Source organism: Brevibacillus sp. NRRL NRS-603, from assembly GCF_003013445.1.
GTDB lineage: Bacteria > Bacillota > Bacilli > Brevibacillales > Brevibacillaceae > Brevibacillus > Brevibacillus formosus.
Map to the genome: position 1 here is coordinate 1 of NZ_PXZN01000002.1, position 21142 is coordinate 21142.

Consider the following 21142-nt stretch of genomic DNA (forward strand, 5'->3'; position numbering starts at 1 on the left):
GGTGTGGAAGCGCGGTAACGCGTGGAGCTGACGAATACTAATCGGTCGAGGACTTATCCACACACTCTTAGCAATCATGCGTATTCAGTTTTGAAGGAATGAGGCGAAAAGCTGTATTCCCGATTACTTGTAAAAGTAATGGAGAATGCAGCTTTTTTGTATTTCCGCCAGTACATACAAATCTGATTCAAAAAAATACGTGCTCTAATAAAAGGAGCGGGTGCACAGCCGAGATCGGCGAGTGTGGTCATGATTGTGATTCCAGTCGATTATGCTATGCTGAATGACATACAGCTTGTTCAAATGAAAGAGGGATCAATATGCTTATTCTTGCAGTGGAGGATGAAAAAGCGCTGCTTCAGACAATTGCAGGAGTCCTGACCGATGAAGGATATCAGGTGGATACGGCAGAGCGCGGAGATGACGGCTTGTTATTGGCGGAACGCGGCATCTACGATTTGTTGGTCCTGGACATTATGATGCCAGGAATGGATGGCCTTTCACTGGTGAGAACGTTGCGTACAAAAGGTATAATGACGCCGGTTTTATTTTTAACGGCAAAAGATAGCGTGGAGTCAAGAGTCGAGGGATTGGATGCCGGAGCAGACGATTATTTGGTCAAGCCTTTTGCGGCCGAAGAATTGACGGCGAGAGTGAGAGCCCTCTTACGCCGACAAGGGAAACAAAACCCAGAAGGCGAGCTGGCATACGGTCCTCTGTCGCTGAAGATAAATGAATATGACGGTTTTGTTGATGATGAGCCGATGAAGTTAACCACGAAGGAGTACGAGCTACTTAAGTACTTCTTGCAAAATCGGGAGCAAATATTGACGCGCCAACAAATTTTTGACCGCGTATGGGGAATTGATTCAGAAGCGAATTACGGAGTGGTCGATTTGTATGTCCACTACCTGCGCAAGAAGCTGGGTGCTTACGAAGGCTTCATCCGAACGATCCGCAATGTGGGCTATATTTTGAAAAAGGAAGATAAATGATGTTTCGAAAAACGAGGATTCGCCTCGTAACGTTGAACGTAGTAGTGGTGCTTCTCTTGCTCAACGGGCTGGGGAGCGCAGTATACTACACGATGAAGTATCGACTCTATTCGCAGGTGGACCGAGAAATGACCAAAGTCAGTCAAAGACTGGCAGTTGATTCTTTGCCTCGACTCCATCGAATTGAAGACGACCCTTTTCCCTACAACCGTCAGGAGAGGAAAAAATTTAACGATCTGGATCGCCGATATGTTTTGCTCGTTTGGGATAGCTTTGGTCGTGTCATCGGGACCGCATTTGGTGATAGGCTGGAGCAAGAGGATTATGCAAAATTCCAGCATAACGGAAAAGCAGACGGAATCGAAACGGAAACAGTGAATGGACAAGTTTACCGCGTGCAGACAGTTACTGTTCCGAAAAAGGTTATTGTAGGCAATCGGATACAGACCGCGTACCAGTTTCAACTGATTTACAATCTGGCACCTGAGCAAAACATGCTGGACAGCTTGCTGTACGTCGTCATGATTGGTGACGTTATCAGTATTGTCATTGCGATCGTGGTTGGGTGGTTTTTGGCGAGAAGGGCACTAATTCCGATCCAAGTCTCGTGGGAAAAACAACAGCAGTTTATTGCTGATGCTTCTCATGAGCTGAGGACGCCGCTCACGGCCATCATGGTCAATTTGGAAAGGCTTTTTAGACACCCGGACCATACGATTGAGCAGGAAAGCGAAAAAATCATGATTGGGATGCAGGAGGCCAAGCGCTTGAGCAAGCTCGTCTCGGATTTGCTCACACTGGCTCGCAGTGATTCTAACGAGCTGCAGATCATGAATCAGACGCTGCGCTTAGACGAGGTAGCGATCAAATGCACCCAGGTTTTTGCACAACTTGCCATCGCACGGGAAATTCGTCTCGAAACAGACATCCAGCAACCCATTGAGATGGTGGGGGACCAAGAACGTCTGCATCAGCTCATGGTCATCTTGCTGGACAATGCCTTGAAGTACACGAACGAAGATGGGCGGATTTATGTCTCTTGCAAAAAGGAAGGCGGCCGTGTTTCGATTCTCGTAAAAGACAGTGGGATCGGGATTTCCAAGGAGGATATTCCGTATTTGTTTGATCGCTTCTATCGGGTGGATAAAATGCGCTCTCGTGCGACAGAAGGAACAGGCTTGGGGCTTTCCATTGCCAAATGGATCGTGGATGCTCACCACGGAAAAATTCAGGTCAGCAGTGAGGTAGGTATTGGAACGAGTTTTTTGGTTACACTTCCAATAAAGTCTTAAACAGAAGGAAAGAACCGTTTTCCCAACGTAGGGAATCGGTTTTTTTTTCAAATAGTGGAGCAATTCCATTTAACATACTTTTATGTTTCAAATATCTCTAAATTGAGGTAAACTATAAGCAGAGAGGAGTGGTTGTACGAATGAACATGACGATCACTAAAGCAGCGGTAGCATGGTTTCGGGAAGAATGGGGATGCAAAGAAGGAGACAGCATTCGTTTTTTTGTCCGGTACGGAGGCGTTAGTACGGTTCAGGATTCATTCTCGATGGGGATTGCCAAAGAGTTGCCGAATGAAATCGGAATTTCGACAGTAGCGGATGGCATCACATTTTATATGGAAAAAGATGAGCTGTGGTATATGAATGGAAAAGGGTTGAATGTCGATTATCGACCAGAGACAGACGAAGTAGATTTTAAGCTGGATTGAGCAAAGAAAATGGTAGAACATACTCCGTATTAAAAGCCTCTATGGAGTAGATAACTGGCGCCTGGAGAAGCTCAACAGTCTGTAGTTTCAAGGCTTTACAAAAAACGCTAATAGGAATCAGGGTGCTGCTTCGAGAATTTAGAATGGCTCACAAAAAGGGGCTGTCTCATAAGTCGGTTTTTCGGCTTAGAGACGCCCCTTTTGCATTTCACAAACGTTGATATATCCATGTTCCTGATGTTTAAATTTCAGCGGATTTGCCCTTTTGGGACAGCCCCCTCTTATTTGGCTGGCCAACCATCTTTCACTCCTCGAAAGGTATCGCTGTCCTCTTGGATGACTGCGGCTTGTGGTGTGAAAGAACCATCGTTGTTGACAACAATCGACGATAATCACTTCCTAAGACCTATGAAAAAACCAGGGAAAACGGCACTAAGGCATGTAGATATATTTATCTATTGGAAATATATTCAAGGTAGTAATATTATCTTCCAAACTATCTAGTGAATTCTAGCTGGATATCTACTTGGCCTCATCTGTTTTACGAGAGGATGGCTTGAACACATGAAAAAACGAAGAAAATGGCTTTATTTATTTGTACCGATTGGTTTTCTGGGAGTCATTTCTCTGTATGCGGCTTTGATGTACCAGCCCCTTCTTTTTGTTTTCGGCGATCAATTTTTCCGCAGAGACGATTGGGAAAGAATTAAGCCTAAGTATTTCCAAGGGGTAGCCTACTCAGCGGACGAGGAGGTAAGGCTGCTGGAACAACTGAGCTTGGAAGAATTGATCCTTGATATTGGAAAACAGATGGGGGTAAAGACGGATGAGCGTCTGATTGAAGAACAATTAAAACAACTGGGCAGCACGAAAGCGGAGCGTGAAGAAACGTTGCGCCAGATGAACATGACAGAAGAGGACAGCATTCAAAACATAAGACGGGCGATGATTGGTTTTGAAGTGAAAAAGATCGTGACTCGGGATGTTGTGGTGACACAAGAAGAAGTAGAAAGATTTTACCGGGAACAAATCGAGTCTTTTCGCATTCCCGAACTGCGAACCATTTATTATGTACGGGCTAAAAATGGCGACAAGCTCTTGTTGGACAAGCTGAAAGCAGCATCAGCGGAACGTTTTCAATCCCTGCTGAAGCAATATAGCGAAGATCCCGAGGGGCGTGCCGGATTGCATGAACTGGTCGCTCAGTCTCAAATGTCCGAGCATTATAACGAGATGATCGCGAAGGCCGTGTTTCACTCTCCCGTAATGCGGATTGTTGGCCCTTTTGAGAGCCAACAGTGGACCTATTGGTTTTTCCCTGCTGAAGTCATGCCGCCAAGAACACAGACCCTCCTGGAAGTAAGCCAAAAGATACAGCAAATCATTTATCTAGAGAAAGAATCCGTGGTGTACCGTAAGTGGCTCGAGTCACAGAAGAAATCTAACAATTACCTGTTTTTGCCTGAGAATTTGCAAAGGAATAAATTTTTGGCGTTTTGGAGTGACTTACGCCTTCTTTTTAATTCGTAAGTCTTTCGAATAAATAAAAATGATAAAGGAGAAATTACCATGAAAGTAGGAAAACTGTTGTTGACTGCACTCATTTGCTGTAGCTTGACGGGGATGGCCGCTCCCGCATTTGCGGAGAAGGAAATTGCCGACGAGCCTATGTGGGACAGCGCACCCGCACCAAAAAATTACAGCCCGGAAAAGAAGAAAGCAGCCGAAGAGATGGTTATTAACCAAAAATCTTTCACTCTTGCAGCGAATCCAATCATCGTTATCGACCCTGGACACGGTGGAGATGATCCAGGAGCATTGGGCAACGGTTTGAAAGAAAAAGACCTGACTTTGGACATAGGCCTTCGATCCAAAAATTACATCGTTGCCAACTATCCGGCTACGGTTTACATGACGCGAAGCTCTGATACAACGGTTGCTCTGTCTACCCGAGCCTCTTATGCCAATTCCAAAAACGCCAATTTTTTTGTCTCCATGCATATCAATGCCGCATCCCTTTCCTCGGCCAATGGAGTAGAAACTTACAATTACCCCGGATCGACAACCGGAAGGCGATTGGCAACGGAAACGTACAACCAATTAAGAAATTCGTTTTCAAATGACAGGGGAGTCAAAGAAGCAGAGTTTTACGTATTAAAATACACCAACATGCCGGCATCTTTAGGAGAGACTGGATTTATTACGAATGCGAGTGACGCATCCCAGCTTGCGCAAAGTTCCTTCCGTCAAACGCTTGCCACCCAATACGCTACCGGGATGCACCGTTACTGGTGGGGATTCTAAACAAATGATTGCAGCTAACCATGCCTTGAAACGGGATCCAGCTGTATAAGGCACAAACCACTCGAATTACGAAGAGGGGCTGTCTCATAAGTCGATTTTTCGGCTTAGAGACGCCCCTTTTGCATCTGGAACAGCCATTTGGATCGGCCGCATTCGGGAAAAAGAGGATCTGGGATATCTTTCATTTTATACTTAACAAATAAAAATGTTTGTTATATTATGAATACATACCAAATCGAAAAAGGAGGAAGGGATATGCGGTTACTCGATTCGTATTTAGAGCTTGGAGTTGTGGGTATGGCACGTGCAGGTGCATCGGGATGGTTCGGAGGGCACTACGGGGCAGCTCTTCTGGCCGGATACTACATGAATCAGGAGCACGATCTGCCAGAGCATGTAAAAGAAGGTATAGAGCGGACCTGCGAAGCATACCGCGAATTAAAGCCGGAATGGTTTGTTCCTTTGGATCAAGAAGAGCAAGCAGACCCCTCCTTATTACAGCTTGTCATCGCCGGGCTACGGAATAATGTGAAACAGCTCCGGACATCGGGACATGGCTTCGCATTAGGTGTGATGGCATTAAAAGCATTGCGGCAACGACCTGATTTGATCAGACCGAGTGTGGTGGACGGACTCGTGACACTGCTGCAGAAGACGACAGAGGATCGACCGAATCGTTACTGGGGCATTCCCAATTATTTTGAAATCACCGTAGAGGATGTAAAAGCGGAAGTAGCCCCATACGATACGACGCTCGAAATGACAAAAAGAATTTTTGATGAGCTGGATACCATCGTGCCAGGACGTACAATTGAAGGGGTACACTATTTCTTTGCAGGTGAAGTCGAGCATAATGTGACGCATGGTCATGCGTTGACCGATTTAGAACGGTTCGGATACCACGATTTGGTGCAGGCAGGGATGGCAAACCATCGCATCCAAATGTACCTCGATCGACAAATGCCCGAGTTTGTGTTGGAGGATGAAGTAAGGGAGCCCGCGTTTACCGAAATCTTCTCACCTGCATACTGGGAGAAAACATACACCGACCCACATGCATTGAAAGTTCCTTATGCTGCACTTGATTTGCTCAAGCGGCTTCCAGCAGAAAAGCGACCGGCAGCAGAGCGCAGCGTATGCAAGCTGTTGACTATCATGGTATAAGAACATAAAAAACAGGGAGGCCAAAGGGGCGCTCCCTGTTTCCTTTCAGGAACTCGACTACCAGGAAGGGATCAGGGTAGTCGTCGACTCACGGTTTGCCAAATAGCTTTTATGCTCGATCAGGGCATTGCGAATGGCAGACTCATTGATGTCAAAACCGATCCCTGGCGTTGTCGGTACAGCCAGCATACCAGGTGCTGCAAAATCGATGACAGGTGTCACGATATCCTCCGCAAAGTAACGATGTGAAGGGGATGTGTCGCCAGCAATTGTGAAGTTGCTAAGTGAGGCCATCGCGATGTTGTGCGCTCGTCCAATTCCTGCCTCCAGCATTCCTCCGCACCATACAGGTACGCCGCGTGTCGCACACAGGTCATGAATCTTCTTGGCGTCGGTCAGACCGCCTACGCGACCGATCTTGATGTTGATTATCCGGCAACTGCCGAGCTCGAGTGCTTTGCGGGCATCTTCCACCGTATGGATACTTTCGTCGAGGCAGATTGGCGTTTTCAGCTCTCTTTGCAAGGTCGCATGGTCGATGATGTCGTCATGGGCCAACGGCTGTTCAATCATGATCAAACCGAAGCCATCTAAAGCCTTCAGCATCTCCATGTCTGCCAGCGTATACGCAGAGTTTGCGTCCGCCATCAGCGGAACGTCTGGTCCAAATGTGTTGCGGATTGCACGCATTGGCTCGACATCAAAGCCCGGCTTGATTTTCACTTTGATCTTTTTGTAGCCGTCACGGATGAAGCCTTCTACGCGTTGTAGCAGTTTTTCGATGGTCGGCTCGATTCCGATACTTACACCGACGTCAATCGTCGTACGAGTTCCGCCCAATGCTTGAGAGAGGGAGATGCCGTTCATTTTGGCGTACAAATCCCAGACGGCACCTTCCAAAGCGGCTTTAGCCATGTGGTTGCGGCGCATCCAGGAGAAGAGGCGGGATACATCATCAGGATGCTCGATCTCCCGTGAAAACAGCTGCGGGATCAAATACTTTTCGAGCATGTACCAGACCGTATCGACATCCTCCTCGTTGTAAACAGGGACGTCCATTGCGACGCTTTCGCCGAAGCCGACATGGGCACCGCTATACGCACGCACCAGAATGCATTCCTTGTGGGTCTCGACTCCCATGCTCGTTTCAAAGGGGGAGTTCAACGGAATTTTGATTCGTTGCAGGTCCACGCGTTCGATTTTCATGTTCATCTCTCCTTAACCGTTCATTTGGATTGTTGCTCAAACGTTTTCAATACCGTTCTTGCCAAAATCTCAATGCCGTCTAGCAGTGCTTCTTTTTCAAAAGTCATCTGCGGATGATGAAGTCCTGGTGTTAGACCACAGCCTAAGCCAAGCATGGTCGCCCGAAGCTGTGGACGTTCCTTGGTATAGTAGTGGAAGTCTTCCGCGCCCGGTGTCTGAATCGGCGGTTCGAGCTTCTCTGCCCCCAAGGCTTGGGTAATGGCATCCGCCATGATCAGTCTCGCTTCTTCGTTCACTTCCGCCGCATAGACGCGTTCGGTGATCTCGTAAGACAGCTCTACTTCATACAGACGGGAAACGTGCTGCAAAATGTGCTCGACACGGGCAAATAGGGCGTGAATGACTTCATTCGTCTGTGCCCGCAGGTCCAAGTGGAACTGTGCTGAGCCCGGAATGATATTGCTGCTTTTGCTGCCGGCTGCAAGCTGCGTCATTTTGACGGAATAAGGGACGAGAGGATCGAGATGAATGCCTTTTAATTGCTCGACTATTGCTGCGGCTACCTCGATAGCGTTAACTCCGAGGTGAGGCCGGGCGCCATGAGCATCAGCACCCTTGATTTGCCCGAATACTGTGCCTGCCGCCCCGTGCAGGATAGCAGAAGCAGCTGTGCCGCGCGGGATTTCCTGAATGGGACGAAGATGGACACCGTACAGAAAATCAATATCGTCCACTACTTGCTTGTTCACCATCGCAAGTGCGCCATTTCCGCTTTCTTCTGCTGGTTGGAAAATGAGCTTTAGGCGACCAGGGAGCTGGACATCCATTGCTTGCAATACCATGAGGACGCCTAATGCCATGGTCATATGCGCATCGTGTCCGCAGGAATGGTTTGCGGTAAAGACGCCGTTTACTTCTTGCCAGAGTGCGTCCATGTCTGCCCGTACGCCAACAGTCAATTTTCCAGGCGTCAGATCGCCCCATTCGCCAACAACTCCCGTCACGTCGTCAAAGGTAGTGACACGGCAATGGTGTTTTTTCAAGAAGTCAGCGATAAACGAGGTGGTCTGTACTTCCTCCCAGCTTATCTCTGGATGCTGGTGTAAATGCTCGTATAGAGAAAAAATGGCGGGCTGCAATTGTTTGATCGTTGTGCGCATGGTTCCTCCATCGGTTTGTTCGTGAGTAGTCGAAAAGTGAAGCGAAGGCTACGCCAATCCACTTGACGCAGCCAATTTTAAGAAAAGCTCTTTTGTTACGAAACGCCGATTGTCACTGCTACAATGAGCGCGATCGAAGCGATTATGGCCCAACCAGCAAGCAGCTTCCAAATGAATTTGACCCATTTCTCATACGGAATGCCTGCAACAGCCAGATAGCCCATTAACGCGGACGAAGTCGGGATAATGGAGTTGGTTACCGCATCGCCGTATTGGAACGCAAGGACCGCTATCTGACGTTGGATGCCGAGCAGATCCGCAATCGGCACCATGATCGGCATCGTAGTTGCTGCCTGTCCACTGCCGGAAGAAATGAAGAGATTGAGAAAGGCTTGAATCACAAACATGGCCAAGACGTTTACGGCATCTGGCAAATGACCAATCGCCGAAGTCAGACTGTTAATCATCGTATCGATAATTTTTCCGTCTTCCAGGACGACCGTGATCGCGCGGGCAAAACCGACGATCAGCGCGCCAAACGTAACGGCTCTCGCACCGGCGACGAAGGAATCAAACAGCGTATTGACTGACAAACCTCCGACGAGACCAGCAACAAGGCCCATGATCAGGAAGGAAGCCGTAAGCTCGGTCAGGAACCATTCGTACTTGAATACACCGTATACGTTGAAGGCGAGGCCACAGACCATTACCAGGAACACGAGCTTGTGACGCGCATTCAGATCTGGGATGTCTACTGTTGGCTGTTCTTGACTAGCGTGATTCTCTACGCCATAAAGCACACTCTTGGTCGGGTCTGCTTTGACACGATACGCATACCGCATGACGTACCAGATGGCAAAAGCAAGCACGAAGACATACACAACAGCGCGGAAGGTAAGACCAGAGAAGAGCGGCAATTGCGCGAGCGACTGCGCCACCCCAACCGTAAATGGATTGATCATCCCGCCCATGAAGCCAGCTGCCGCCCCCATGGTGATCATGGCCGTACCTGTTACGGCATCAAAGCCCATTGCACGAGCCAGCGCGATACCGATCGGAACGAAGATGATGCTTTCTTCTGCCATTCCCATCGTAAAGCCACCAATGGAGAAGAGGAACATGGAAGCAGGAATGAGCAGCTTTTCCCGACCCTCCAAGTGTCGGACACCTTTATTGATCCCGGCTTCAATCGCTCCGGTCTGGCGGATGATTCCGAATACACCGCTTACAATAAAGATGTAGAAAATGATTTGCGCGCCTTTTTGCATCCCTTCTGGAATCGCTTTGAACATGTCAAAGAACGAGACCGGATCACTTTCTACAGAATGGTAGCTGCCGTTGACGACGATGGTTTTGCCTGAGGCAGCGTCCTTGACGCGATCGAACTCACCTGCGGGGAGCACGTAGGAAGCTAGGGCTGCCAAAATGATGATGATAAAGAGGATGGCATAGGTATGCGGTACAGAAAAACGTTTCTTTGCAGGTTTCAATGGATGTGTAGACATGAGGTCACCTCGCTTTTTTTTGCTTATGACAAGCAAGGGTCGTGCCAAGTGTCGAAATTTCCCGAATATAAGCGTTTTTAGTAGATTTTCATAGGCTAGATAAGGGAAGAAAATGAGCTTTAGGAATGTTTATTAGGTTTTATGCAGCCTAATACATCCTATTATTCATTGGGCGGAAGCTAAATCCGCCCGTGTTTTCGCAACAATTCGATACCCGCGAGGGTGATGGAGGTTCCTTGTCGGGTTGTTCCTGAACGCACCAAACCTTGCTGCTCTAACAGTTTCAGCTTGTGTCGCAGTGCGCTCTCTGTCCAGCCTACGGATTGCAGTTCAGGAGAGTGCGCCAATTGATAACGCCCCACTGGTTTGTTGGACACGTAATAATGATGCAAGCAATACAAAATATCCAGGTCGCGGTTGTCGTCCAATTGGGGGATCGAAGCCGTCTGCTGCCTTTGAAACAGGCTATCCGTCAAACGTTTGGGGAGATCCTGGATACCGATGACAGGATGCTCGCTTACCGTAATGGCATAGTCGACGACATTTTTCAGTTCGCGAATGTTCCCCCGCCAGTCATGGCGATAGAATAGCTCCATGACTTCTGGCGACCATGTTTTGCGAATGCCTTGCTGCTCCAGATGCTCGTCGATAAGAAGGGGAATATCGCTGATTCGCTCGCGCAAAGCAGGAATCTGGATCGGCAGGACAGCCAAACGATAGAACAGGTCCTCACGAAAGCCTCCTTGGGAAACAGCGTCTTCCAAATCGCGATTGGTAGCAGCGATGATACGGCAATCCACAGAGAGAATGCCTGTACCGCCCACGCGGATAACCTGCTTTTCTTGCAGCACGCGAAGCAGCTTGACCTGAATGGCTCCAGAGATGTCCCCCACCTCATCGAGAAAAATCGTCCCGCCGTCAGCTTGCTCAAACAGGCCGGGCTTTCCGCCTTTTCGTGCTCCAGTAAAGGCACCGTCTTCGTAGCCGAACAGCTCGCTCTCCAGCAGGTTTTCCGGCAGGGAGGCACAGTTGATTGCGACAAAGGGGCCGTTTTTGCGCAGGGAGTGTTGATGAATAGCATGGGCAAACAGCTCTTTTCCCGTCCCATTTTCGCCTGTCAGCAGAATCGTTTGATTGTTTTTTGCCATTTTTTTGCCGAGCTCGATAGCTTGGAGCAGCGGTTGGCTTTGTCCTTTAATATCGGAAAAGGAGTAGGTGGCTGTATGGCCGCGCAACGTAAGCGTGGTTCGCAAGCGTTGGATTTCGGTCACGTCTTTTAACGTACAAACGAAGCCTAAATGCTCATGCCTGCGGCGGATGCTTTGACTGCTGACGATAAATTGCTTGTGATCAATGGTTACGAGGGCGTCCTCCTGAGCTTCCTGCTCAAAAAAGGGCTGCAGCAAGCTGTGCTCCTTCATCACCGTGTACAGTTGTCCAACAATAGAGGATGCGTGTGGACAAAACAGCTCAACGGCGACGTCGTTTATAAACGTGATCAGACCTTGTTCGTTGCAGGCGATCACGGGGTCTTTGACTGCCTGAAAGGTAGATTGCAGCTGGCTGTTGAGCTTCTGTACTTCTGCGTAGGAGGTGCCTAGCATTTTTGCGAGCTCAGACATTTCTAAAATGAAGGAAGACAAGTACTCACGTTCCCATTCACTGGGCACGCCTACCTTGCGACCGATATCAATCAAGTCATGAATATTGATTTTGCGAAATCCGAGATCGATAACCTCCACGTGAGGAGGCAGTGGTACATCAGCGATGCTCATAATGATTGCGTACTGAAATTCGAGATCATCAAATGTACAGCCAGGGTGAAAAGGAACGTAATTGATATGATCGACGTTCGCTTCTATTAAATTTTGGATGACCTCTTGTGCCGTCACGGGCGAATTGTTCATGACAGGGACGGTCGTCCCCGGAGGAATCTGCATCAGCGCTTTCATTTTGCGCAGCTCGAAAAAACGGTTTAAAACCGTGATGGGTACGGAGTCAGCAACAGCTTGACGGGCAACTGTGTACAGCTCCGGGGATTTGGTTGTAATAAAGACATGATCGACTCCGCTCAAATCGGGAATGTGCTCATGGCTAGCGTAACCGATGACTTTGCAATACGGTTCGAAATAAGCCCGCAGTTCTTTTAGCAAAAATTCGAGAGTGTCCGTTCCTTTTGCAATCAAGACAATGGTGTGGTCCATGCTGCACCGCCTTTGCTCAAACAATCGTGAATGTTTTGTAATCTCATGATAGCACAATGCCTGGCTGTAATCGGATGGATTCGCATGTATAGAGAGGAAAGACAAGGATTGATTTGCGGGTGGGGAAATGTGTTTTAATAGAAGCTAGAAGATAGAAAAAGCAATAACAGGAGCAGGAGGAATCAGCATGGAGGACAGATTGGTTCCAGAGGTGCTGCAAATGATTGGGGAAGTCGTGCCAGACGGGGTATCGATTGCAATCTCGGACGGCTCACAATACTTGTACTATCAACCGAGTTCCAATATTGACTTGAAAATTACGCCAGGGGATCTCGTTCCCATTGGCTCGGCTACACATCAAGCACTTATGGAAATGGGAAAAGTGGGGCATCAGGTGGAGAGCCGTATTTTTGGCGTGCCTTACTATGGACTCTCGCTTCCATTGGTGCGAAATGGTCAGGTCGTGGGCTGTATTACCGCCATCTATCCGCCTCAAAACGTTCCGCTCACAAATCCGGAGCCGCGTCTATCGTTTTTGGTCGGAAAAGGGGAGGACGGCTGGCTGCCCATTCCGTTAACGGAGGTCGTTTATATCAGCTCTCATGAAGGAAAAACGCTTCTGCATACGGCTAGTGGAGCATATGCGAACAAATACAACATGGCTGAACTAGAGTACATGCTCCCGCAAGAGCGATTTGTTCGTTGTCATCGTTCGTATTTCGTCAATATGGAATCGATCGGCTTTATTCACCCGCATTTTCATTCGACGTTTTTATTGGAGATGAAGGACAAGCAAAAGACGAGAGTTCCTGTGAGTCAGTCGTACGCCAGCTCGTTTCGGCAATTGCTCCGCTTCTGAAATATCTGATAAATGAGAATGGTTCGCTGTCGTTTTTTCTTGATAGCCGCGTAAAAATTCTGTTTTGTTGGAAATCGAGTGCCCGCTCAGAATCCGTGTGCTAGTGTAAAGACAACAAAGATGGCATGGGAGGTCACAATGATGTGGGAGCGCTTACGCGATAAACGACTGGCAGATAAAATCGTGACGGCTGAGGTAGCAGCAGGATGGATTGAGGATGGCATGACGATCGGGTTAAGTGGTTTCACGCGTGCTGGTGATGCCAAGGTCGTGCCGCTCGCATTGGCTGAGCTGGCGAAAAAAGAGAACAAGCCTTTTGGCGTAAACGTATATACAGGAGCTTCACTCGGCTCCGATGTAGATGCCGTGATGGCGGAAGCAGGGATCATCAACAAGCGATTGCCTTTTCAAGCAGATCCGGTCATGCGCAAAAAAATCAACGATGGCAGCATGATGTTCGTTGACCAGCATTTGTCGCATACAGCGGAAGCGATTCGCCAGGGAGCGATAGACGCTATCGATTATGCGATTGTGGAAGCGGTTGCAATTACAGAAGAGGGCATGATCATTCCGGCTACGTCCGTGGGGAACTCTAATATTTTCGTGGAAAATGCCAAGCATGTCATCATTGAGTTGAATATGGCTCAATCGGTAGAGTTGGAAGGAATCCATGATATTTATACACCCGCAAAACAAGGAGAGCGTGAACCGATTCCGCTCACGTCCGTGGATCAGCGAATGGGCACAGCAGGGATTCCCGTCGATCCAGATAAAGTAAAAGGGATTGTCCTGACGAATCAGTTGGATTCTCCGTCGACGATTGTGGAGCCGGACGAAGAAACGGCGCAGATTGCTGCACATCTGATCGAGTTTTTGCGTCAGGAGGTAAAAGAGGGCCGCTTGCCGAACAATCTCGCGCCATTGCAATCGGGTATTGGATCGGTAGCGAATGCGGTTTTCAACGGATTTTTGGATTCGGAATTCACCGATCTGACTGTCTTTTCGGAAGTGTTGCAGGATGCGGTGTTTGATTTGCTTGATGCAGGTAAAATTTCGTTTGCCTCAGGCTGTTCGATCACGCTGACGGCTGACAAGATGAAGCATGTCACCGAAAATTTTGCCCAATACCGTGACAAGCTGCTGTTGCGTCCGCAAGAGATCACGAATCATCCGGAGCTGATTCGCCGCCTGGGTCTGATTGCGATCAATACCGCGATTGAAGCGGACATCTACGGTAACGTCAACTCGACCAATGTATCGGGTACGCGAATGATGAATGGCATCGGCGGCTCTGGTGATTTTGCGCGTAACGCACGTCTGGGCATCTTCGTTACCAAGTCGATTGCCAAAGGTGGAAACATCTCGAGCATCGTACCGTTTGCCTCCCATGTGGACCATACCGAGCACGATGTAGATATTATCGTCACCGAGCAAGGCCTGGCAGACCTGAGAGGCTTGGCTCCACGTCAAAGAGCTATCAAAATTATCGAGAATTGTGCGCATCCGATGTACCGCGATCAATTGATGGCGTACTATGAGGAAGCACTCACACGCGGCGGGCATATCCCGCATGTACTGGAAAAGGCATTCTCCTGGCACGTACGTTACGCGCAGGAAGGCACGATGCTTGCGAAAAAGCCAGTGTTGGTTTAGGCGATGGAATGATGAAAAAAGCAAACCCGCTCGGGCGTTAAAGCCTTGGCGGGTTTTTCACGTCTCCAGTGCAATGTTTGCGTTTTACGTTTGCAAGCTTTCCTGCCTTTTTTCCTGAGCAAACGAAGCCCATGCAAAGCCAAAGCCGACGAGGACGAGCAGTCCGCCGACCCAGCTGATGTGAACAATACCTACATGGTCTACGATCACTCCACCAAGACCTGCACCCAGTGCCAGCCCAAGCTGAAAAACCGAGGTGTTCATGCTGAGGGCCACCTGCGAAGAGTGAGGGGACAGCGTGATCAAATAATACTGCTGCGCTGGAACGGTGGTTTGCACGGCAGCGACCCAGAACATAACGGTGATGATTGCCCCCATGAACAGTTGCGAAGACAGCGGCAGGATCAGCAGAATGACAGCATGGAGAAGCAAGCTGACATACAGCGTAGGGCGAATCCCCCATTTGTCGGTGGAGACGCCTCCGATCCGCGAGCCAGCCACACTAGCGAGGCCTGCCAAGAAAAGCGTGGTGCTTACCCAAGCAGTCGTCATGGCGGCGGTGCTCTGTAGAAGCGGAGTAATGTAGGTATAGACGGTGGAATACCCTGTGACAAAGAACAAAGAGATGAATAGTGCATGAATCACCCGTTTGTTGCGGAGTGCGGCCAATTGTTTGCGTAGCGGGACGGCTTCTTCCCCCTGTTGCTTCGGCAAATAGGCCAAGATGGCGAAGAAGGGAATCAGTGTAAGGACGGCAATGTGCGCGAAAACAGGACGCCATCCCCAGATGTCTCCCAGCATGGTGCCAATTGGAACACCAAGCACGAGCGATAGGCTGAAGCCCATGAGGATGATCGCGATGGAGCTTCCTTTTTTCTCTGGGGAGGCCATGTTGGCAGCTTGCGCGAGAGCTACCACGGTGTAGATACCTCCGCAAAGCCCCAGCAGAATGCGGGATACCATCAATAGGGAGAAGCTTGGGCTTATGGATGCGAGCAAGTTTGCCACTATGAATGAAAACAGCGTCCAAAGGATGAGTTTTTTTCGTTCTACTCCTGCGGTGAGCGCGATCAAGACCGGAGCTCCAAAGGCAAAGGCAAGGGAAAAGACAGTCACTAACTGACCAGCGAGGGAGAGGGAGACATGGGTGTCATCTGAGATCATGCCAATGATTCCGGTCACGATTGACTCAGCTGTGCCAATCATGAATTCTCCTACGGCCAGCAATAGGATTAAAAATTTTTTAGGCAAGGTGGTTCACTCCTCGGGCTAACAAGATTGATGTAGTGACATTTTACAAAACGATTTCTATAATTTACATACAGGAACCAAGGTGTTTTCGGTAAGTTGAATCCTATATGCAAGTTATTTGGCAGGAAACACTTGTGGATTTGAAAGGATGATCTGCGTGGATCAAATTGATTACAAAATCATGAGCTTGTTGCACGAAAATTCCCGGATACCATTCGCGGAGCTGGGGAGAATCATCGGGATGACGCAGCCTGCCGTGAAGGAGCGGGTCCGTCGTCTGGAGGAGCAGGGAATCATTACGGGTTACCACGCATCGATCTCTCAGGAAAAGCTGGGTAAGCACACGACTGCTTTTGTCATGTTCCGCACCAAGCAATGTGCGGCGTTCATCGATTTCTGCAAGCAATCGCCGGAAGTGACAGACATGTACCGGATCAGTGGGGAGTATAACTACATGCTGAAAGTGGTAACAAGGTCGACCGAGGAATTGGTTGCCTTCTCGGAACGCACTGGGGATTTCGGCTTTTCCTATACATTGATCATGCTAACGGCGCCGTTTGAGCAAAAAATGATGCTGGATGAAGAGAAAATCTTTTGATCGTGTTTTTGACCGAAAAAAAGAGGCTCCGCCGTATCAGGGCGAAGCCTCTTACTTTTGTGTATCGCGAAATTGCTATTTTTGCCGTACATACTGCTCGTCCCTCATGAACAGACGCCAGAAATAAATAAAACCGGGTACGAGAATCGCAAAGCCGACCATATAACAAATGAACAGAGCGTGGAACGTATCCGGATGTGTAAAGCTGGATTCAATCGTCACTTGGGGATAGATGATATAGGGGAGGCGCGCTGCACCGTACGCATAGCTAGCGAGCAGGTATTGCATCGTGGCGACAATGACCGCAATCCGCGGCAGATGGATGCCGAAGTATCGGCGGTCTTGGGGCAGCATGAGAGATATATAACTAATGAAAAAGCAGACGGCCGATGCAATAAGCCAAGGCAAATAGTCGAGAATACGGTCATATAGCCATTTTGCCTCTATCTGCATCGTGAGCACGGTAACCAATGCCGCAAGCAGCGTAATTGGCCCCAGTAGCACCGCATCTCTGCGGTAAACAGCGAAGGCTTGCTTTTCACCAGCGACGAAGGAGTAGTCCGCGAGAAGCAGCGACGAGAGGTAGAGTGTGCTGCTGATGGCAAGACCAATGAAAGAATAGACGTGCGGGCTGGTCAAAAACAGTCCCCAGTCGAGATACTCTACACCATTGATCGTCCGAGACAACCCGCCCTGCGTCACAGGAAGCACGCTGATTAACAGAGCTGGCACCAATATCCCGGTAACGCCGGAGACGATGCTGAGCATCTTGTCATACTTGTAAATCAGATGCGAAAACACCATGAATGTACTGCGGATCAGGATCAATAACACCACGAGACATCCGGGAACCAGCAGCAGGCTCGCCAGCGTGTAGGTCGCGCCAGGGAAAAAGGTAACGAGGGCGACAACAATTAACACGATAAAGACGTTCACGACCTCCCAGGAGGGCGAGAGGTAGCGATTGGCGATTTGGGTGGCTTTGGTTTTTTCTCGATTCAAATAGATCATCGACCAAAAACCAGCACCGAAGTCGAAGGAGGCCGCGACGGAATAGATGACGACGAAAATCCAGAGCAGCGTAATGGCAATAATCGTGTCGGTCATGGCGTTCCTCCATCCACTTTCGGCTGTTCTGGCGGATCGAGCTCCAAGGGATGGCGGCCAAAATAGCTGCGGAATACGAGCAGGGTGACGATCGCGAAAAATACGTACACCGAGAGGAAAATCCAGAACAGGGTAGAGATGCCTGCTGCTTGGGTAGCGGCATCTACTGTTTTCATCACCCGATAAACCACCCAAGGCTGGCGTCCTGTGCAGGCAAAAATCCAGCCGAATTCGATGCCTAATAAGGCGAGCGGCCCACTCGCGACAAAGACCCAGAGAACCCAACGGGGAAACTGAGAGCGCTTTAGGAGCTTCTTCCAAGCGAAGCCGATGAAACCAACGAAGATCAACAAGCTACCGATGATGACCATCCCGTTAAATAGTGTATGGATGTAGAGTGGAGGCCACAGCTCCTTTGGAAAGTCGTCCAGACCGACCACGACCTCGTCAAAGCGGTTGGCTGCAAGGAAGCTGAGCGCCCATGGAATCTCGATGGCGTATTTGACTTCTTTCGTCTCGGGATCGGTAAAGCCGCCAATTGCGAGTGGGGCATAGGCTTGTGTTTCAAACAGTCCTTCGGCAGCGGCCAGCTTTTCCGGCTGGTATTTATGCAAAAGCTGCGCAGATTCATGACCGTTCAAGGCGGTTAAAAGGGAAAAGGTGCCGCCCACGATTAAACCGGCCAAAAGTGCCTTTTGATGATACAAATAAACCCGACTGCCTTTTTCGGCGCGCAGCATTTTCCACGCTGCTACTCCTGCGACGATGAATGCCCCCGTCATATAAGCAGAGACAGTTACATGACCTGCCGTCACGAAAAAGCTGGGATTGAAAAAAGCTTTCCACGGGTCCACGTCGACGATCTGTCCATCGACCATCCGAAAGCCAGTTGGCGTGCCTTCAAAGGCGTGGACATTCGTAATCAGGATCGCGGAGGCTGTTGCACCAAGCAAAACCATGAACAAGCTCAGCAAACGCATGTTGCGGGAGAGGCGATGAGCCGCGTAGACGTAGATGGACATAAATAAAGCTTCCACGAAGAAAGCGAATATTTCGATCTGAAAAGGCAGCGAAATCACCTTGCCAACAATCTCCATGAACCCAGGCCATAACAGGGACAGCTGGACTCCAGCAATCGTTCCCGAGGGGATTGCGACACCTAGCAAGATCGCCTGGGCTTTTGTCCAGCGTTTGGCCATGATCTCGTAATCGCGGTCACGCGTCCGCCAAAAGAGGAGCTCCACCAGCAAGATCATGAGTGGGAGACCAACGCCCATGGTCGCAAAAATAATGTGAAAGGCCATAGTCGTCCCGAATATGGCTCTGGTCATCACGATATCTTCCACGTTCAACTTCCTTTCTGATCGGCACCAAAAATTGTTAACGATTTCCTCGTTAATGTCCCATGAGGAGGCGGAGTTTATACGAAAAAGACCGTCACAAAAATGTGACGGCCGGGCTTGATGATAGGATAAGGGCGTTTGGAAGAGTAGATTATTTACGATAAAGTGGATAATCAACCTCAGTTGGTACTTGAATCAACACCAGGCGGAGCGGAGCATCCGTTGATGCTGTGTAGATGGCTGTGCTGCTTTCCTCGGAGGAGAGAACGACAAAGTCACCTTTGGTTGCCGGGGTGTGATTCTCGCTGACAGTTGCTTTCTCTGCAACGCTTCCGTTCCCTTCCACTATAACGACTGCATGAGCATAACCAGCCGGGAGTTCTTTTTCATACGATTTTCCAGCGGGAATCGTGATGTCGCTCATCGAGGAATCCGTAACCAGCTGAATGGGCGCAGACGATCCGATGATGTGTTTCACTTGCACTCCATCAACATCCTCAGACGGAAACTCCTCATGATCATACTGATTGTAAGTCGGCGGTTGCTTTGTTGTTTGCGCGAGATGCGGTTCAAACCAGATTTGAAACATTTCTGTATCCTTGCCAAGTTCTTCTGCATGGTACGCGCCTGAACCGGTTTGCATAATCTGCGCGCCGCCTGTTGACACCTCTTGAAGATTTCCAAGCGTGTCCCGATGTCCGACTGTCCCTGTGAGGACGTATGACAAAATTTCAAAGCCGGAGTGAGGGTGCAGCGGAATCTCAAATGTCTTCAATGATTTTGCCCATGCCCAGTAAAAAAGTGGTCCTACCCGTTTGACAACGGAGCCTTCATGAGGGAAGCCAATTGGTTTATTCTCTACGATTTCACCGTCGCCAAAATGTCCTTTTGCTTGCTCGTTCTGTGTATAGACGCGGATTTCCATCTGATGTTCCTCCCTTAGTACGATTGCTGGCTTACGGGTTGTAAGGAGTTACTATTAAAACAAAATGTATGCGCCCGGACCGATCAACGCCACACCAATAACAACTGCGATTAATGTCAGGTTGTATTCGTATCCGTTTTGTGTGACCCAATATCCATTTTGCCCGTGTACCTTCAGAATGGCAACCAGCATTGTGAAAGCAAGCAGAATAGCACTTGGCCAGATACCTACGCCTGCCGCAAACATCAGACCGCCAACGAGCTCAGACAATCCAGCGACAAAGGCCATCATTACGCCAGGTTTCACTCCAATGGACTCCAGCCAGCCGCCTGTTCCTTTCAAACCATAACCGCCAAACCAACCAAACAACTTCTGCGTACCATGACCTGCAAACGTCAAACCAATGACCAAACGAATTAACAACAATCCAGTATCCAACACTTTTCATCTCTCCTTAATTACTTTTAATTAGTATATCTTTATTTTAAGATATTTGTCCAAAAAGGCTGGCGGGCCTTAGAAGGATTCCGCCAGTTTTACTGCTTTTTCTACACCAGCTGCAACGAGCTCAGCTGCTTTGTCTTGGAATTGGTTGTGACCTTCTACAATCACTTCCGATACATTGCTGATGCCCCAGAAGCCGAGGAGCGTGCGAACGTATTTGTTTGCCATTTCGATTTCAGCCATAGGCCCTTCGGAATAAACGCCACCGCGTGCGCTCAACAGAGCTACTTTTTTGTCGCCCATCAGACCAACTGGACCTTCAGCTGTGTACTTGAATGTTTTGCCTGCTTGGGAGAGGTAATCCATGTACGAATGCAGAACTGCCGGAACAGTGAAGTTCCACATTGGGAAAGCAAATACGATTTTGTCTGCTGCTGTAAATTGGTTCAGGTATTTGTTAACCAAGTCAGCACGTTTTTGCTCATCAGCAGACAGCTCGATTCCGTTTCCTGCTTTCCACATAGCAGTCAGCATGTCGTTACCGTAATAAGGGAGGTTCTCAGCAAACAGATCCAGCTCAACGATTTCGTCATTTGGATGTGTTTCTCTGTATGCTTTCGTGAAAGCTTCGTACAGCTTTACACTTGTAGCCTGCTCAACTGGGCGATCGTTTGCTTTAATAAAAAGTACTTTACTCATGAAAA

At 48.9% G+C, this 21142-nt stretch carries 19 protein-coding genes; 9 read left to right on the forward strand and 10 right to left on the reverse strand.

The genetic code is table 11. The features are described 5' to 3' along the window. Positions 1 to 320: 320 nt before the first annotated feature. The 6 genes from C7R94_RS00305 to C7R94_RS00330 all read left to right on the forward strand — a co-directional run bounded on the left by C7R94_RS00305 (position 321) and on the right by C7R94_RS00330 (position 6183). The gene (locus tag C7R94_RS00305; protein WP_047073774.1) at positions 321 to 995 is read left to right on the forward strand and encodes a response regulator transcription factor; all 675 of its coding nucleotides are present in this window, start codon (positions 321 to 323) and stop codon (positions 993 to 995) included. Beyond that, positions 992 to 2287 (forward strand): sensor histidine kinase, encoded by a 1296-nt coding sequence (locus tag C7R94_RS00310; RefSeq protein ID WP_106777989.1) that lies wholly within the window; start codon positions 992 to 994, stop codon positions 2285 to 2287. Before C7R94_RS00305 ends, C7R94_RS00310 begins: the two co-directional genes overlap by 4 nt. A gap of 140 nt (positions 2288 to 2427) precedes the next feature. Beyond that, positions 2428 to 2715 carry a HesB/YadR/YfhF family protein gene (locus C7R94_RS00315; protein WP_106777990.1) on the forward strand — a complete coding sequence of 96 codons (288 nt, stop codon included), beginning with the start codon at positions 2428 to 2430 and terminating at the stop codon, positions 2713 to 2715. A gap of 564 nt (positions 2716 to 3279) precedes the next feature. Further along, positions 3280 to 4245, forward strand: a complete 966-nt coding sequence (locus C7R94_RS00320) for a peptidyl-prolyl cis-trans isomerase (RefSeq protein WP_106777991.1) — start codon at positions 3280 to 3282, stop codon at positions 4243 to 4245. A gap of 39 nt (positions 4246 to 4284) precedes the next feature. Then, positions 4285 to 5019 (forward strand): N-acetylmuramoyl-L-alanine amidase family protein, encoded by a 735-nt coding sequence (locus C7R94_RS00325; RefSeq protein ID WP_047073781.1) that lies wholly within the window; start codon positions 4285 to 4287, stop codon positions 5017 to 5019. Positions 5020 to 5274: 255 nt separating this feature from the next. Next, entirely contained in the window at positions 5275 to 6183 is a 909-nt protein-coding gene (locus C7R94_RS00330) for a hypothetical protein (protein WP_106777992.1), read from the forward strand. 57 nt (positions 6184 to 6240) lie between these two features. On the opposite strand, the gene menC is transcribed toward C7R94_RS00330, so the two are convergent. From menC to C7R94_RS00350, 4 genes are all read right to left on the reverse strand, one after another. Beyond that, positions 6241 to 7389, reverse strand: a complete 1149-nt coding sequence (gene menC / locus C7R94_RS00335; protein WP_106777993.1) for an o-succinylbenzoate synthase — start codon at positions 7387 to 7389, stop codon at positions 6241 to 6243. A gap of 20 nt (positions 7390 to 7409) precedes the next feature. Beyond that, complete coding sequence (locus C7R94_RS00340; protein WP_047073786.1) at positions 7410 to 8549, reverse strand: M20 peptidase aminoacylase family protein; 1140 nt, start codon at positions 8547 to 8549, stop codon at positions 7410 to 7412. Between the two features lie 95 nt (positions 8550 to 8644). Next, complete coding sequence (locus tag C7R94_RS00345) at positions 8645 to 10054, reverse strand: YfcC family protein (protein ID WP_106777994.1); 1410 nt, start codon at positions 10052 to 10054, stop codon at positions 8645 to 8647. Positions 10055 to 10233: 179 nt separating this feature from the next. Further along, positions 10234 to 12258: a sigma 54-interacting transcriptional regulator gene (locus C7R94_RS00350; RefSeq protein WP_106777995.1), complete on the reverse strand. Its 2025-nt coding sequence runs from the start codon at positions 12256 to 12258 to the stop codon at positions 10234 to 10236. 187 nt (positions 12259 to 12445) lie between these two features. Between C7R94_RS00350 and C7R94_RS00355 the strand changes: the two genes are divergently transcribed. Next, positions 12446 to 13117, forward strand: coding sequence for a LytTR family DNA-binding domain-containing protein (locus C7R94_RS00355; RefSeq protein ID WP_106777996.1), 672 nt, complete (start codon positions 12446 to 12448; stop codon positions 13115 to 13117). Between the two features lie 141 nt (positions 13118 to 13258). Continuing rightward, complete coding sequence (locus C7R94_RS00360) at positions 13259 to 14770, forward strand: succinyl-CoA:acetate CoA-transferase ScpC (RefSeq protein WP_106777997.1); 1512 nt, start codon at positions 13259 to 13261, stop codon at positions 14768 to 14770. A gap of 84 nt (positions 14771 to 14854) precedes the next feature. On the opposite strand, the gene C7R94_RS00365 is transcribed toward C7R94_RS00360, so the two are convergent. After that, the gene (locus C7R94_RS00365; protein WP_106777998.1) at positions 14855 to 16021 is read right to left on the reverse strand and encodes an MFS transporter; all 1167 of its coding nucleotides are present in this window, start codon (positions 16019 to 16021) and stop codon (positions 14855 to 14857) included. A 157-nt stretch (positions 16022 to 16178) separates the two neighbouring features. On the opposite strand from C7R94_RS00365, the gene C7R94_RS00370 reads away from it, so the two are divergent. After that, positions 16179 to 16619, forward strand: coding sequence for an Lrp/AsnC family transcriptional regulator (locus C7R94_RS00370; RefSeq protein WP_106777999.1), 441 nt, complete (start codon positions 16179 to 16181; stop codon positions 16617 to 16619). A 75-nt stretch (positions 16620 to 16694) separates the two neighbouring features. Here the strand turns inward: C7R94_RS00370 and C7R94_RS00375 are convergent, their stop codons facing one another. The 5 genes from C7R94_RS00375 to C7R94_RS00395 form a co-directional block, all read right to left on the reverse strand. After that, a complete protein-coding gene (locus C7R94_RS00375; protein ID WP_106778000.1) occupies positions 16695 to 17726 on the reverse strand; it encodes a cytochrome d ubiquinol oxidase subunit II in 1032 nt (343 codons plus the stop codon). Further along, positions 17723 to 19057 (reverse strand): cytochrome ubiquinol oxidase subunit I, encoded by a 1335-nt coding sequence (locus C7R94_RS00380; protein ID WP_106778066.1) that lies wholly within the window; start codon positions 19055 to 19057, stop codon positions 17723 to 17725. Before C7R94_RS00380 ends, C7R94_RS00375 begins: the two co-directional genes overlap by 4 nt. 163 nt (positions 19058 to 19220) lie before the next feature. Continuing rightward, the gene (locus C7R94_RS00385) at positions 19221 to 19994 is read right to left on the reverse strand and encodes a pirin family protein (RefSeq protein ID WP_047073796.1); all 774 of its coding nucleotides are present in this window, start codon (positions 19992 to 19994) and stop codon (positions 19221 to 19223) included. Positions 19995 to 20048: 54 nt separating this feature from the next. Continuing rightward, the gene (locus C7R94_RS00390; RefSeq protein ID WP_047073798.1) at positions 20049 to 20435 is read right to left on the reverse strand and encodes a DoxX family protein; all 387 of its coding nucleotides are present in this window, start codon (positions 20433 to 20435) and stop codon (positions 20049 to 20051) included. A 75-nt stretch (positions 20436 to 20510) separates the two neighbouring features. After that, positions 20511 to 21137, reverse strand: coding sequence for an FMN-dependent NADH-azoreductase (locus C7R94_RS00395; protein WP_106778001.1), 627 nt, complete (start codon positions 21135 to 21137; stop codon positions 20511 to 20513). Positions 21138 to 21142 lie beyond the last annotated feature (5 nt).

Excerpts from the sequence above, each read along its gene's own strand:
- C7R94_RS00330 (WP_106777992.1), top strand. The coding sequence starts at position 5,275 with ATGCGGTTACTCGATTCGTATTTAGAGCTTGGAGTTGTGGGTATGGCA.
- C7R94_RS00350 (WP_106777995.1), bottom strand. The coding sequence starts at position 12,258 with ATGGACCACACCATTGTCTTGATTGCAAAAGGAACGGACACTCTCGAA.
- C7R94_RS00305 (WP_047073774.1), top strand. The coding sequence starts at position 321 with ATGCTTATTCTTGCAGTGGAGGATGAAAAAGCGCTGCTTCAGACAATT.
- C7R94_RS00360 (WP_106777997.1), top strand. The coding sequence starts at position 13,259 with ATGTGGGAGCGCTTACGCGATAAACGACTGGCAGATAAAATCGTGACG.
- C7R94_RS00355 (WP_106777996.1), top strand. The coding sequence starts at position 12,446 with ATGGAGGACAGATTGGTTCCAGAGGTGCTGCAAATGATTGGGGAAGTC.
- C7R94_RS00340 (WP_047073786.1), bottom strand. The coding sequence starts at position 8,549 with ATGCGCACAACGATCAAACAATTGCAGCCCGCCATTTTTTCTCTATAC.
- C7R94_RS00310 (WP_106777989.1), top strand. The coding sequence starts at position 992 with ATGATGTTTCGAAAAACGAGGATTCGCCTCGTAACGTTGAACGTAGTA.
- C7R94_RS00320 (WP_106777991.1), top strand. The coding sequence starts at position 3,280 with ATGAAAAAACGAAGAAAATGGCTTTATTTATTTGTACCGATTGGTTTT.
- C7R94_RS00315 (WP_106777990.1), top strand. The coding sequence starts at position 2,428 with ATGAACATGACGATCACTAAAGCAGCGGTAGCATGGTTTCGGGAAGAA.
- C7R94_RS00380 (WP_106778066.1), bottom strand. The coding sequence starts at position 19,057 with ATGACCAGAGCCATATTCGGGACGACTATGGCCTTTCACATTATTTTT.
- C7R94_RS00395 (WP_106778001.1), bottom strand. The coding sequence starts at position 21,137 with ATGAGTAAAGTACTTTTTATTAAAGCAAACGATCGCCCAGTTGAGCAG.
- C7R94_RS00385 (WP_047073796.1), bottom strand. The coding sequence starts at position 19,994 with ATGGAAATCCGCGTCTATACACAGAACGAGCAAGCAAAAGGACATTTT.
- C7R94_RS00325 (WP_047073781.1), top strand. The coding sequence starts at position 4,285 with ATGAAAGTAGGAAAACTGTTGTTGACTGCACTCATTTGCTGTAGCTTG.
- menC (WP_106777993.1), bottom strand. The coding sequence starts at position 7,389 with ATGAAAATCGAACGCGTGGACCTGCAACGAATCAAAATTCCGTTGAAC.
- C7R94_RS00375 (WP_106778000.1), bottom strand. The coding sequence starts at position 17,726 with ATGACCGACACGATTATTGCCATTACGCTGCTCTGGATTTTCGTCGTC.
- C7R94_RS00345 (WP_106777994.1), bottom strand. The coding sequence starts at position 10,054 with ATGTCTACACATCCATTGAAACCTGCAAAGAAACGTTTTTCTGTACCG.